A 13,313-nucleotide genomic window follows, 5' to 3' on the forward strand; every position below is an offset into this window, starting at 1 on the left:
AGTTGCGCATGCGTTGCTGAAACCCGTGGTCGCCGGAAAGTACCTGGTCAGAGGACCTGATCGAGGAACCGCCGGAGACGCGGGGTCTTCGCGTCGTCGAACACCGCATCGGGAGTGCCGGTCTCGACCACCACGCCCTGATCCATGAACACCACGCTGTCGGACACACTGCGCGCGAAGCTCATCTCGTGGGTCACCACGACCATCGACATGCCGCCCGCGGCGAGGTCGGCCATCAGCGCGAGCACCCCCTTGACCAGCTCCGGGTCCAGCGCCGATGTCGCCTCGTCGAAGAACATCAGCTCCGGTTTCATGGCCAGCGCGCGGGCGATGGCGACCCGCTGCTGCTGCCCACCCGACAGCGACGCCGGCCTGGCATCGGCCTTGTCCGCGAGGCCGACGATCTCGAGCTGTTCCAGCGCCAGCGTCCGCGCCCGCTCGGCCGAGAGCCCGCGTAGCTTGCGCGGGCCGAGCGCGATATTGTCCGCGACGCTCTTGTGCGGGAACAGGTTGAAGTGCTGGAACACCATGCCGATGCGCTGGCGCAGCTCGTCCGGGTCGTCGCGCAGCACCGACTTGCCGTCGAGCAGCACATCACCGGCATCGGGCTCGTGCAAGCGGTTGAGTACCCGAAGCAGGGTCGACTTGCCAGAGCCCGACGGGCCGATCACGGTGGTCGCGTGCCCGGCCTCGACGTGGATGTCGACTCCGCGCAGGATGTGATTGTTGCCCAGCGTGAGATGAAGACCGGTACCGGTGAGTGAAGCACTCATACCCCACGCCCTTCCGTGATCACAGCCTGCTCGATCGGGTCGGCGGGCGTCGGTTTGCCGGTGCGCATCCGGCCGTCGATGTAGTTCACCAGGTGGGTGAGCGGGATGGTCAGCACCAGATACATCAGGCCCGCCGCCACCAGCGGCGACAGGTTCCCGGTCTGGGCGTTGAGGTCGCGGCCGACCGCGAACAATTCACGCTGGGAGGCGAGCAGACCGAGGAAGTAGATCAGCGAGGAATCCTTGATCAGCGCGATGAACTGGTTCATCAGCGCGGGCAGCACCCGCCGCACACCCTGCGGGATCACTACCAGCGTCATCGCCTGGCGGTAGCCGAAACCGATGGCGCGCGCGGCCTCGAGCTGACCCGGTTCCACCGACTGGATCCCGGAACGGAAGATCTCGCCGATATAGGCGGCCGCGAGCAGCGCCAGCGCCACCGCGCCGAGCCAGTACGGATTACCGCCGGTGATGCCCCTGGTCACCGGGCCGATGCCGAGGCCGATCAGCAAAATGATCACCACCGCGGGCAGGCCGCGGAAGATGTCGGTGTACACCCGGGCGGGCCAGCGCAGCCAGCGCGTGCGGGAGATACCCATGACCGCGAGGAGCATGCCGAGCACGGTGCCGAGCACACCGGAGACCACGGCCAGGATCAGCGTATTCGGCAGACCGGTCGTGAGCAGGTCAGGAAAGGCTTGGCGGTACAGCGACCAGTCGAAGAAGGTGGCGCTGAGCTGTTCCAGCGTCGGCTTCTGCGCGACCTGCTCGGTCTCGCCGGGTGCCCGTTCGGCGGCGATCGCCGCGAAGTCCGGAAGTTGCGGTGCCGGTGCGGCTTTGGAGCCGGGCTTCCAGCCGGGCGGCAGTTCGCGCGGCACCCAGTCGGCGTACAGCCGGGCATAGGTACCGTCGGCGATCACCGCGTCGAGCCCGGCGTTGAGCGCGTCGACGAGCGGCTGATTGTCCTTGGCCACGGCGTAGCCGATGAAGTTGTCGAGACTGAAGGTGTTCTCCGACACCATGATTCCGTCACCCGGCGAGATCGCGCCCTCGGCCTGCGCCGACGGCGCCACCCAGGCGTCGACCTGGCCGGACTTCAGGTTCGCGTAGGCGGTGTTGTAGTCGGGGAACTTCACCGGGTCCAGCTTCAGCTGGTTCACCACGAATTCGTCCTGCACCGTGCCCTGCACGACCGCGATGCGCGTCCCGGAGTTCAGGTCGGCGAAGGTATCGATGCCGCTGCCCTGCGGCACGACCAGCGAGAAGTAGCCGAAGTCGTAGCCGTTGGTGAAGCCGACTAGTTCGCGCCGCGCGTCGGTGGTGGTGATGTTGGACGAGCCGACATCGAACCGCCGACCCGAGACCTGGGCCAGCAGCCCGGCGAACTCGGTGCCGGAGAACTCGACCCGCAGGCCGAGTTTCGCGCCGATCGCGCGCAGTAGCTCGTTGTCGAAGCCGGTGAACGAGCCCTGCCCGTTCACACAGATGCTCGGTGGGGCGTCCGACAGGGTGCCGACACTGAGCGTGCCCGGATCGAGCAGGCCGAGCCTGCTGGTGTCGATGGATTCCACCGGCACGGTGGACGCGGTGGTGTAGCGGTCGACCCCCGCGGTCTCGGCGGCGGCGAGATTCGACGGTGCCGCCGCGGCCGCGCCTTGCCCCGGCGGCGAACACAAATCACGCGCCTGCTCACCCTCGGACCCGCCGCACCCCGTCGCGGCGACACCGACGAGCAACAGCAGCGCGGCGATCCACGCGCGGGTTCGCACAGCACGCACTCCAGCCATGGCGATAGACCCTAGCCGCAACCTTGCACAGCGAGGGCTACGCGCGGCCAGCGCACACCGGGCTCACCCGCTCAGGCGAGACCCTCCAGCAGCTCCGGGTTCACCTCGTCACGCCAGTCGATCGCCTGTTTCAGGGTGGACAGGTCGTATTCGGGACCGGAGACGCCCACCGTGAACAGACTCACGCCCGCCGCGCGCAGCGCGTCGGCCCGCGCCAGCCCCTGCCACTGCACCGAGCGCTCGATCCGGCCCGCGTCGGTACCGACGGCCGCCGCGTGCTCGGCGAGGATCTCGTTCTTGCGGGCCAGGGTGTCCAGGTCGGCGAAGGAATGCCAGATGTCGGCGTATTCGGCGACCAACCGCAACGTCTTGCGCTCGCCGCCGCCACCGATCAGGATCGGGATCTGCCTGGTCGGCTGCGGATTCAGCCGCGCCAGCCTGGCTTTGATCCTGGCCATATTGTCTTTGAGCAGGTTCAGCCTGGTGCCCGGCGTGCCGAATTCGTAGCCGTACTCGTCGTAGTCGCGCTGGAACCAACCGCCGCCGATGCCGAGGATCAACCTGCCGCCGCTGATCTGGTCGACCGTACGGGCCATATCGGCGAGCAGGTCGGGATTACGGTAGCCGCCGCCGGTGACCAGGGCACCGATCTCGACCCGCTCGGTCTGCTCGGCCCACGCGCCGAGCATGGTCCAGCATTCGAAATGCGCGCCGGCCGGGTCACCGGTGAGCGGATAGAAGTGATCCCAGTTGAAGACGATGTCGACACCCGCCTCCTCGGCGCGTAGCACCGCATCACGGATGAGCGTGTACTCGGGCGCGTGCTGTGGCTGAAGCTGGACTCCGATACGAACTGGACGACTCACACCGTGCTCCTCTGCGCTCACCGGGCTCCGCCAGCGAGGCTACCCGGAATCCGGCGGCCCTTCCCCGCGGCCGCTACGATCTGGCCCGACCCTGTTCTCGGATCGTCCGGCACGTTCCTGCCGGGATGGGAAGAATGAGCTACGCATGGCTACCGTGACCTTCGATCGCGCCACCCGCCTGTACCCCGGTGCGACCAAACCCGCCGTCGACGCCCTCGACCTCGACATCGCCGACGGCGAATTCCTGGTCCTGGTCGGCCCGTCGGGCTGTGGCAAATCCACCTCGCTGCGGATGCTGGCGGGCCTGGAGGAGGTCGACGGTGGGCGCATCCTGATCGGCGCCGACGACATCACTCACGCCGAACCCAAGGATCGCGATATCGCGATGGTGTTCCAGAACTACGCGCTGTACCCGCACATGTCGGTGGCCGAGAACATGGGCTTCGCGCTGAAGCTGGCCAAGGTGTCCAAGGCCGAGCGCGACCAGCGGGTGCGCGAGGCGGCCAAGCTGCTCGATCTGGAGCAGTACCTCGACCGCAAGCCCAAGGCGCTTTCCGGCGGCCAGCGCCAGCGCGTGGCGATGGGCCGCGCGATCGTGCGGCAGCCGCAGGTGTTCCTGATGGACGAGCCGCTGTCGAACCTCGACGCCAAGCTGCGTGTGCAGACCCGCACCCAGATCGCCCAGCTGCAGCGCAGGCTCGGTACCACCACCGTCTACGTCACCCACGACCAGGTCGAGGCGATGACGATGGGCGACCGGGTGGCCGTGCTCAAGGACGGGCTGCTGCAGCAGTGCGCCTCCCCGCGCGACCTCTACCGCGATCCGGCCAACATGTTCGTCGCCGGGTTCATGGGTTCGCCTGCGATGAACCTGTTCACGCTGCCGGTCCTCGACGGTGCCGTCACCATCGGTGGCCACCCGATCCGGGTGCCGCGCTCGGTGGTCGAGGCAGGTGCGGGCTCGGTGGTCCTCGGCATCCGCCCCGAACATCTCGAGGTGGGCAACGGCGGCGTCAGGATGGAGGTCGATGTGGTCGAGGAGCTCGGCTCCGACGCCTATGTCTACGGTCGCGCGCTCTCCGACGGCGCCGGCGGACAGGCCGGGGAAAGCATGGTGGCGCGAGTGGATTGGCGCAGGCCGCCGGCCAAGGGCGAACGCCTCGAGCTCACCGCCGACCCCGAGCACGTCTACTTCTTCAGCGCGCAGGACGGAAGCCGCCTACGCTGAGTCGGGATCCGGCGGACAACTCGGCTACGGGGGTAATGACGTGCGTATCGCGGTACTCGGCACCGGACAGGTCGGCAGGCGGCTCGCCACGAAACTGGTCGAGCTCGGACATGCGGTGACCATGGGGTCACGTACCGCCGACAATGCCGATGCCACCGCGTGGGCCGCCGAAACCGGCGGCACGCACGGCACTTTCGCCGATGCGGCGGCCGGGGCCGAGCTGGTCGTCAACGCGACTTCGGGCACGGTCTCGCTGGCGGCGCTCACCGCGGCAGGCGCGGACAATCTGCGCGGCAAGGTGATCGTCGACGTGTCGAATCCGCTCGACTTCTCCCAGGGTTTTCCGCCGAAACTGGTTGTGCCCGAAGAGGGGAGCGTCGCGGAGTCGCTGCAGGCCGCGTTCCCCGACGCCAGGGTGGTGAAGACGCTCAACACCACGAACAATCAGGTGATGGTCGACCCTGGTCGCATCCCGGGTAAGCACAACATCTTCCTCAGCGGCGACGACGCCGACGCGAAGAAGCAGGTGACCGAACTGCTGACCGGCTTCGGCTGGGCCCAGGATCAGCTCATCGACCTCGGACCGCTGCACACCGCCCGCAGCACCGAGCCGGTGGTACTGCTCTGGGTGAGCCTGTTCCAGGCGCTGGGCACCGAGGATGTGAACATCGGCGTATTCACGCCGTGAGCGCTCAGTCGTGCTTCGCGCGCTCGGCGTCGCGATAGCGCACGTAGTCCTGATTCACCCGGACGGCGAGCTGCTCCAGCGGCACCTCGGCGCCGTCGGCGCTGCGTAGTTCGACGCGCACCGGTGCGCCGGTCTCGGCGTCGACGCGCAGCAGCGGCGGCGGGCCGGGCTGCAGGTAGGTGTCGCCCCACTGCCACAGGGCGACGACCGCGGGGAGCAGGTCGCTGCCCATCCGGGTGAGCACGTACTCGTGCCGGGTCCGCTTGCCTTCCTCCTGGTATGGGCGCTTTTCGAGCAGACCCGCCGCGGTCAGTTTGCGAAGCTGGCCCGCCACGGCCGCGTCGGTGATGCCGACGCGGCGGGCGAAGCCGTCGAACCTGGTGGTGCCGTAGTAGGCCTCGCGCAGGATGAGGATCGCCGAGCGGGTGCCGACCAGATCCATCGCCCTGGCGATCGAACACCCCGCGGTATCCCATTTGCTCAGATCGGCCAGGGTTCCTTCCATCACGGCTGCCATGACCGACATCATACCCATAGCTGACTTGAGTCAGTAATAGTTAGCACCTAGTCTGGCTATTGCCAAGTGTAGTCAGAGAGCAGAAGAGGACTCCCATGCGAGACGCGGTCATCGTCGAAGCGGTACGCACCCCCATCGGCAGGGGCAAGCCCAACGGCGCACTTCACGACGTCCATCCGGTCGATCTGCTCGCGCACAGCCTGCGCGCGGTGATCGAGCGCAGCGGCATCGATCCGGCCCTGGTCGACGATGTGATCGGCGGCATCGTCACCCAGGTCGGCGAGCAGGGCTCGAATATGACGCGACGGGCCGCGCTCGCGGCCGGATATCCCGAGTCGGTGCCCGCGACCACGGTCGACCGGCAGTGCGGCAGCAGCCAGCAGGCCATCCACTTCGCCGCGCAGGGCGTGATCGCGGGCGCCTACGACATCGTCGTCGCGGCAGGCGTGGAGTCCATGGGGCGAGTTCGGATGGGCGCCAACCTGATCGGTGCCACCGACCTGTCCGGTGCCGCCTTCGCCGAGCGCTACCCGGACGAACTCGTCCCCCAGGGCATCAGCGCCGAACTCATCGCCGCCAAGTGGGGACTCGGCCGCACCCAGCTCGACGAGTTCGCGCTCGCCAGCCACGAGAAGGCGGCCCGCGCGACCAAGGACGGCCTGTTCGCCGCCGAACTCGCGCCGCTGCACGGATTGGGCACCGACGAGGGCATCCGGGTCGGCTCCACCTTGGAAACCCTCGCCGCGCTGCGGCCCGCCTACTATGACCCGGCCATGGCCGCGCGGTTCCCGCAGATCGGCTGGGAGATCACCGCCGCCTCGGCCAGCCAGGTCAGCGACGGCAGCGCGGCCGTGCTGATCATGTCCGGCGAACGAGCCGCCGAGCTCGGCCTGCGCCCACTGGCCCGGCTGCACAGCTTCGCCGTGGCCGGGGACGACCCGCTGCTCATGCTCACCGCCGTGATCCCGGCGACCGAGAAGGTGCTGCAGCGAGCCGGTCTCGAACTGTCCGATATCGATCTGATCGAGATCAACGAGGCCTTCTCCCCCGTGGTCCTGGCCTGGGCGCAGGAGACCGGCGCGGACCTGAGCAAGGTGAACGTCAACGGCGGCGCCATCGCCCTCGGACACCCGCTCGGCGCCTCCGGCGCCCGCCTCACCACCACCCTCGTCCACGCCATGCGGCAGCGCGGCGCCCGCTACGGGCTGCAGACGATGTGCGAGGCGGGTGGGCTGGCCAACGCCACCATCATCGAACGACTGTGAGCCTGCCGGTGGCGTCCGCACCGGACGCCACCGCGGGCAGGTTGCGGCAGATCCGGGAACGATGGTCGAGGCGGGAACGGTCCGGGCCGAGCCGCCTACGATCGTGGCGTGGACTTCGACACCTTCGTCTATGCGATTCCGCTGCGTACGCGGTTCCGGGGGATCACCGTGCGCGAGGGGATGCTGATCCGGGGAGCGGTGGGGTGGGGAGAGTTCTGCCCGTTTCCCGAGTACGACGATCGGGAGGCGGCGGGGTGGCTTGCCACGGCGGTGGAGCAAGCCGAGGTGGGGTGGCCCGCCCCGGTGCGTGATCGAGTTCCGGTGAATTGCACGGTGCCCGCGGTGGATGCCTGGCGCGCGGAGCAGATCGTTCGTGAATCCGGTTGCGCTACGGCGAAAGTGAAGGTCGCCGATCATCCAGGGTCGCTGGCCGATGATCTGGCGCGGGTGGCCGCGGTGCGCGCGGCCATCGGAGACGGCGCCATTCGGGTGGATGCCAATGCGGTGTGGGATGTCGAGACCGCGGTGCGGCATATCGGTGAGATCGACCGGGCCGCAGGGGGATTGCAGTACGTGGAGCAGCCGTGCCGGACGGTCGAGGAGCTGGCGGAAGTGCGGCGGAGGGTCGGCGTCCCGATCGCGGCCGACGAGTCGATTCGGCGGGCGGAGGACCCCCTGCGGGTCGCGGTATCCGGGGCGGCGGACGTGGCGGTGCTCAAGTGCACACCCCTGGGTGGGGTACGCCGGGCTTTGTCGGTGGCCGCGGCGGCCGGGCTGCCGACGGTGGTGTCGTCCGCCCTGGAGACCAGCATCGGACTTGCGGCGCAGATCAGATTGGCGGCCACCCTGCCGGACCTCGAATTCGCCTGCGGACTCGGGACTCTCGCACTGTTCGAGGGCGACCTCGTCACCGATTCGCTGCTGCCTGTCGGTGGGTATCTTCCGGTCCCAACAGCACCGCCCGAACCGGATCCCGCGCGGCTCGCCGAATTCCGCCACCCCGATCCGGAACGGACGAAGTGGTGGTTGCGGCGGTACGAGCGGGTCAGCGCATTGCTCCCGTCCGGCTGACCGATCGGTCCGGGATCGACACCTCCGACCCACAATTAAGTTGTGTACAACTTAATTGTGGGCTACGGTTTAGTTATGACCGACGGGCTCACCCTCGACGAGCAGCTGTGTTTCCCGCTCTACGCGGCTTCGCGGGCGATGACGGCGGTCTATCGCCCGAAGCTGGAGCGGCTCGGGCTCACCTATCCGCAGTACCTGGTGATGCTGGCACTGTGGGAACACGACGAACGCACCGTCGGCGAACTCGGCAAGGCGCTCGAGCTGGATTCCGGCACGCTGTCACCGCTGCTCAAGCGACTGGAAGCGACCGGATATCTCGAGCGCCGACGGGCCGCCGACGACGAGCGCCGGGTCCACATCGCGCTCACCGAACGCGGCAGGGCGGTGCGGGCGCAAGCCTGCTCGATTCCGGCCGAAATGGCCGAGATCGCCGGACTGTCCGCCGAGGAAGTCACCGCGCTGCGCGCACTGCTACGCAAGCTCACCACCACCCTCGCAGAGAAATGAGAGCTCACATGCAGGTCCTCTACACCGCCGAAGCCCTGGCCAGCGGCGAAGGTCGCACCGGCACCGCCCGCACCACCGACGGCAAGCTCGACGTGGTGCTCGCGCCGCCGAAGGAGATGGGCGGCGACGGCGCAGGCACCAACCCCGAGCAGCTGTTCGCGGCCGGATACGCCGCGTGCTTCCACTCCGCGCTGCGGCTGGTCGGCAAGAAGGCGGGCGCCGACATCGCGGATTCGGCGGTGGGCGCTCAGGTCTCGATCGGACCGAATGACAACGGCGGGTTCGAACTGGCCGTCACCCTCGAGGTGACCCTGCCGCACCTGTCTCGCGAGGACGCGCAGGCACTGGCCGAGCAGGCGCATCAGGTGTGCCCGTACTCCAACGCCACGCGCGGCAATATCGCCGTCGACGTGCAGGTCGCCGAGGACTGATCGCCCGCGCTGAACGTGCACTCTTTCGCCCTACGGTCGAAAAGCCGACGCTTGGGCGCTTTTGTGCACGTTCAGCCCGGTTCAGCCATGGGATCCCGCCCGAAGCGGACACCACATCCGGCGAAGGTGGCCCGGATCAGCAGGGCGGCCTCCGGGCCGATCACACCGTCCACCAGTTCGGTATAGCGCGTGCAGAACTGGGGCCCGTGTGCCGCTTCGTCTGCCGCACCGAGGTGATGGGCGAGTTCGTGCAGGATCACCAGTTCGCGCAAGGCCCATGCGGTCGACCCGGTATGCAGGGGAACCGCGAGAACCGCGTCGACGGGTTCGTAGTGCGCTGCCGACGCACCCGCACGCGCCCGGACCCGAACCGGTACCGCGGCCCGCTCCCACTGCGCGCGAACCCAATTCAGTGCGAGCACTCTGTCCACATAGGACTGCACCGACTCGACCGCCGCGAACCGCCGCTCCACCGGCAAGGTCAGGTGCGATCCGTACACCTCGACCGTGCGATGCCCGAACTCTTCGGCCCGATCGAACGCCCCACGCACGAGTTGCTCGGCGTCGTACACCTTGGCCCGCTGCGCGTCCCGATCACGTGGCGCCATGACATCCGCCCACCTCATCCGGCCTGCCGAGGTCGCGGAAGTCCGTCTCGCACTCGCCACTCGGCCAGGCGGCACATCCGCCACCAGCCCACCCGGCACGTCCGCCACCGAGCCGACCAGCACGTCCACCATCCGCCCACGCGGCACAGTCGCCACCGGCTCGCTCCGGGCGCACGCCGACCAGTCCTACCTGCGCTACCGACCGCGGACGGAACCTCCGCTCAGTTGACGACCGCGCCTCGTCTTCGGCGGCGAGCAGCGGGCTCATCGACCGGTGAGTCTTCCTCGCGCTGCCGGTAATTCGGGCGACGTACCGAGGCGGGCCGAGCGGCCCGCGCGATCGCCTGCCCGCCGAGCCGCAGCGGAATGGCCGGTGGAGGTCTGCGGTCCGCGCCAGGTGCCGCGGGCTTGCGAGGTGGAAGTGTAGAAATCGGTGAGGGCTACCTCCTTGTCGCGCAGGGCCAGCGCGGCGCCGGTGGACTCGGCGGGGGTCTGTTCCGCGACGACTTCGGCCTTCACCTCGGCCAGGCGGGCACCAACTCGGGCGGCGAAGGCCATCTGGAAGTTCAGCCGGGCGGTGACCCCGGCGACCGGGACATCGACCCGGCGGCGCACGGTGCGCCCGAAACGCTTCTCGGTGACGATCTTGACCACGGTGGCACCCCGATAGGCACCGGATTTGATGTAGTGATCCGACGCGCGCACCATCTGGACGAGCAGGCTCGCGTACAGCGCCTCGCAGGTATCGATATCGGCGGCGAAACCGTAGGCGTACACCTGCGCGGAACTGCGAGCGACATCGCAGCGCACATCGTTGGCCGAGGCGATCGCGACGAACAGCTGGACATAGGTGCGCAGACCCTTGCGACCTGGCTCACCGATCGGGATGATCCGCTGCACCGGCGCCGACCTGCGCTCCCGGTCGGCTACATGCGAGCGCGCAACGGCGAGGTCGATCGAGGATTTGGTGGCCAGACGTTGCGCCGCGGCCAGGAAGGCCTCGGCCTCGTGCTCGTTGTCGGTGGCCTCGGCCTTGCGCAGCAAACCACCGATGCGGGTGAGCATCCGGTCGGGCGCGCGCGGCGGTGGGCTGGTCACCCGTCGAGGGTAGGACACGGCGCCGACACCGCGCGCAGGCGAACTGACCGCGAAGTAGCGGAAGTGACACCGGCAATCGGACGCGGCGAGCCCCCACCATGTATGTTGCCTGTTGCACCGCACGGTGTGCTGCTGCTCACTGTCTCGACCCTGGAGTGTCTGCGATGGCCTTGAAGTTTGTCCCGAGAGCGACGATGGCTGCTGCCACGATTGCGTTGCTCACCGCATCGTTCGCCAGCGCCTGCTCGAGCGACAACGGCGGCAACCCCCTCGACGAGAACCTCTCGGGCCGCGGCCCGATCACCTATGTGGAAGGCAAGGACGTCACCGAGACCGGTGTCGTCCGGCAGCTCATCGACCGCTGGAACGCCGCGCACCCGAACGAGCAGGTGACGTTCAAGGAGCAGTCGGCCGACGCCACCCAGCAGCACGACGACCTGGCCGAGCATTTCCGCGCCAAGCAGGACGGCTACGACGTGGTCGCCCTCGACGTGACCAACACCGCGGAGTTCGCTGCCAAGGGCTGGCTGCAGCCGCTGGAGGGCAACTTCTCGATCGACACCGCGTCGCTGCTCGCCCCGACCGTCGCCAGCGCCACCTACAACGGCACGCTCTACGCGGCACCCAAGAACACCAACGGCGGCCTGCTGTACTACCGCAAGGATCTGGTGCCCGAGCCGCCGCGCACCTGGACCGAGATGCTCGGCCAGTGCCAGGTCGCCCGCGACAACAACATCGGCTGCTACGCCGGTCAGCTCGCGCCCTACGAGGGCCTGACCGTGAACACCGCAGAGGTGATCAACGCCTTCGGCGGCAGCTTCGTCGGCGCCGACGGCAAGACCCCCACCGTGAACAGCCCCGAGTCGAAGGCAGGCCTGAAGGTCCTGGTCGACGCCTACCAGAACGGTGACATCCCCAAGGAAGCCATCACCTTCAAGGAGGGCGAGAGCGCCAACGCGTTCGAGTCGGGCAACCTGCTGTTCCTGCGCAACTGGCCGTACCTGTACGGCCAGGCCAACGCCGATTCCTCCGCCGTGAAGGACCGGTTCGGGGTGGCCCCGCTGCCGGGCAACACCGGTGTCGGCGCGTCGACCCTCGGCGGCTACAACACCGCGATCAGCGCCTTCTCCAAGAACAAGGCCACCGCTGCCGACTTCGTGCGTTTCCTGATCAGCGAAGAGGCCCAGCAGATCATCGCCGCGGGCGCCCTGCCGCCGGTGCGCGCCTCGCTCTACGACGACCCGGCGCTGATCGCGCAGATGCCGTACCTGCCCGCGCTGAAGGAATCCATCGCCAGCGCGGTGCCGCGTCCGGTCACCCCGTTCTATCCCGCGGTGTCGAAAGCCATCCAGGACAACGCATATGCTGCCCTGAACGGTACGAAGTCCGTCGACGACGCTGTCGCCGGCATGCAGAAGGGCATCGAGACCGCCGGTTCGTAGCGGAGCGCGCAGCGGACCCGACCAGACCGTAGGAGAGAAGAAACGGTGTCGGATCCTTCGGGAGCCAAGCAGCGCGGGCTAGCGCTGGAACTGCGACGATCCGGCAAGGCGTGGCTGTTCGTCACGCCCGTGCTCGTCGCGCTGGCCGTGGTCATCGGCTACCCGGTGGTCGAGGCGATCATCATGTCCTTCCAGAAGGACTCCGGGATCGACCCGGCCACCGGCATGTTCGTCGAGGGTGGCGGCGCGGGGCTGAGCAACTACACGCACTGGCTGCTCCAGCAGTGCAACTCGCTCGGCGGGACCATCTCGTGCCCCACCGGCACTCTCGGCTCCCAGTTCTGGTCGGCGGTCGGGATCACGCTGTTCTTCACCGTCGTCACCGTGTCGCTGGAGGCCGTGCTCGGCCTCGGCATGGCCATCGTGATGGGCAAGACCTTCCGTGGCCGGGCCCTGCTGCGCGCCGCCGTGCTGATCCCCTGGGCCATCCCGACCGCCGTCACCGCGCGGCTGTGGGAGTTCATGTTCCAGTACGACGGCGTGGTGAACCGGGTGCTCGGCACCCACATCCTGTGGACCTCCGACATCTGGGCGTCACGCTTCGCGGTGATCGCGGCCGATGTCTGGAAGACCACACCGTTCATGGCGCTGCTGATCCTGGCGGGCCTGCAGGTGATCCCGGCCGACGTGTACGAGGCCGCCAAGGTCGACGGCGCTTCGGCCTGGCAGCGGTTCGTGCACATCACGCTGCCGCTGCTCAAGCCCGCGCTGCTGGTCGCGGTGCTGTTCCGCACCATGGACGCGCTGCGCATGTACGACCTGCCCGCGATCATGACGCTGGGCAACCCGTCGACCACCACCATGTCGATCCTGGTGGTCGAACAGGTGCGTCAGGGCCCCAACAGCGCCGCCGCGCTCTCGACGATCACCTTCCTGCTCGTCTTCGCGATCGCGTTCGTGCTGGTGAAGGTGCTCGGCGCCAACGCCGTTCGCACGCAGGAAGAACAGCGGAAGGCGAACTGATGAGCATGT

14 protein-coding genes are annotated in these 13,313 nt (G+C 68.3%); 8 read left to right on the forward strand and 6 right to left on the reverse strand.

The features are described from left to right. Positions 1–47: 47 nt before the first annotated feature. The 3 genes from ACFOW8_RS02520 to ACFOW8_RS02530 form a co-directional block, all read right to left on the reverse strand. Positions 48–773 carry an amino acid ABC transporter ATP-binding protein gene (locus ACFOW8_RS02520; RefSeq protein WP_378544792.1) on the reverse strand — a complete coding sequence of 242 codons (726 nt, stop codon included), beginning with the start codon at positions 771–773 and terminating at the stop codon, positions 48–50. Further along, the gene (locus tag ACFOW8_RS02525) at positions 770–2,560 is read right to left on the reverse strand and encodes an ABC transporter substrate-binding protein/permease (protein WP_378544795.1); all 1,791 of its coding nucleotides are present in this window, start codon (positions 2,558–2,560) and stop codon (positions 770–772) included. Before ACFOW8_RS02525 ends, ACFOW8_RS02520 begins: the two co-directional genes overlap by 4 nt. 71 nt (positions 2,561–2,631) lie before the next feature. Continuing rightward, on the reverse strand, positions 2,632–3,426 hold the full coding sequence (locus ACFOW8_RS02530; RefSeq protein WP_378544798.1) for an LLM class F420-dependent oxidoreductase: 795 nt from the start codon (positions 3,424–3,426) through the stop codon (positions 2,632–2,634). A gap of 145 nt (positions 3,427–3,571) precedes the next feature. Here ACFOW8_RS02530 and ACFOW8_RS02535 point away from each other — a divergent pair, with 145 nt between their 5' ends. Further along, positions 3,572–4,654, forward strand: coding sequence for an ABC transporter ATP-binding protein (locus ACFOW8_RS02535; protein ID WP_378544801.1), 1,083 nt, complete (start codon positions 3,572–3,574; stop codon positions 4,652–4,654). A 40-nt stretch (positions 4,655–4,694) separates the two neighbouring features. After that, entirely contained in the window at positions 4,695–5,342 is a 648-nt protein-coding gene (locus tag ACFOW8_RS02540) for an NADPH-dependent F420 reductase (RefSeq protein ID WP_378544804.1), read from the forward strand. Positions 5,343–5,346: 4 nt separating this feature from the next. On the opposite strand, the gene ACFOW8_RS02545 is transcribed toward ACFOW8_RS02540, so the two are convergent. Continuing rightward, positions 5,347–5,859, reverse strand: a complete 513-nt coding sequence (locus tag ACFOW8_RS02545; RefSeq protein WP_378544807.1) for a winged helix-turn-helix transcriptional regulator — start codon at positions 5,857–5,859, stop codon at positions 5,347–5,349. A 95-nt stretch (positions 5,860–5,954) separates the two neighbouring features. Between ACFOW8_RS02545 and ACFOW8_RS02550 the strand changes: the two genes are divergently transcribed. The 4 genes from ACFOW8_RS02550 to ACFOW8_RS02565 all read left to right on the forward strand — a co-directional run bounded on the left by ACFOW8_RS02550 (position 5,955) and on the right by ACFOW8_RS02565 (position 9,133). After that, a complete protein-coding gene (locus tag ACFOW8_RS02550) occupies positions 5,955–7,124 on the forward strand; it encodes a thiolase family protein (RefSeq protein WP_378544810.1) in 1,170 nt (389 codons plus the stop codon). A gap of 108 nt (positions 7,125–7,232) precedes the next feature. Next, entirely contained in the window at positions 7,233–8,195 is a 963-nt protein-coding gene (locus tag ACFOW8_RS02555; RefSeq protein ID WP_378544813.1) for an o-succinylbenzoate synthase, read from the forward strand. Between the two features lie 75 nt (positions 8,196–8,270). Continuing rightward, positions 8,271–8,702, forward strand: coding sequence for a MarR family winged helix-turn-helix transcriptional regulator (locus tag ACFOW8_RS02560; protein WP_378544816.1), 432 nt, complete (start codon positions 8,271–8,273; stop codon positions 8,700–8,702). A gap of 8 nt (positions 8,703–8,710) precedes the next feature. Next, a complete protein-coding gene (locus ACFOW8_RS02565) occupies positions 8,711–9,133 on the forward strand; it encodes an organic hydroperoxide resistance protein (protein ID WP_378544819.1) in 423 nt (140 codons plus the stop codon). Between the two features lie 71 nt (positions 9,134–9,204). Here ACFOW8_RS02565 and ACFOW8_RS02570 read toward each other — a convergent pair whose 3' ends face one another. Both ACFOW8_RS02570 and ACFOW8_RS02575 read right to left on the reverse strand, forming a co-directional pair. Next, positions 9,205–9,741, reverse strand: coding sequence for a TIGR04338 family metallohydrolase (locus ACFOW8_RS02570; RefSeq protein ID WP_378544822.1), 537 nt, complete (start codon positions 9,739–9,741; stop codon positions 9,205–9,207). A 264-nt stretch (positions 9,742–10,005) separates the two neighbouring features. Next, positions 10,006–10,806, reverse strand: a complete 801-nt coding sequence (locus ACFOW8_RS02575) for a DUF2786 domain-containing protein (RefSeq protein WP_378548401.1) — start codon at positions 10,804–10,806, stop codon at positions 10,006–10,008. Between the two features lie 227 nt (positions 10,807–11,033). Between ACFOW8_RS02575 and ACFOW8_RS02580 the strand changes: the two genes are divergently transcribed. Together ACFOW8_RS02580 and ACFOW8_RS02585 are read left to right on the forward strand one after the other, a co-directional pair. Continuing rightward, on the forward strand, positions 11,034–12,281 hold the full coding sequence (locus ACFOW8_RS02580) for an ABC transporter substrate-binding protein (RefSeq protein ID WP_378544825.1): 1,248 nt from the start codon (positions 11,034–11,036) through the stop codon (positions 12,279–12,281). A gap of 45 nt (positions 12,282–12,326) precedes the next feature. Then, entirely contained in the window at positions 12,327–13,304 is a 978-nt protein-coding gene (locus ACFOW8_RS02585; RefSeq protein ID WP_378544828.1) for a carbohydrate ABC transporter permease, read from the forward strand. The last annotated feature ends 9 nt before the right edge of the window (positions 13,305–13,313 follow it).

The organism is Nocardia rhizosphaerae (genome assembly GCF_042650365.1).
Classification (GTDB): domain Bacteria; phylum Actinomycetota; class Actinomycetes; order Mycobacteriales; family Mycobacteriaceae; genus Nocardia; species Nocardia rhizosphaerae.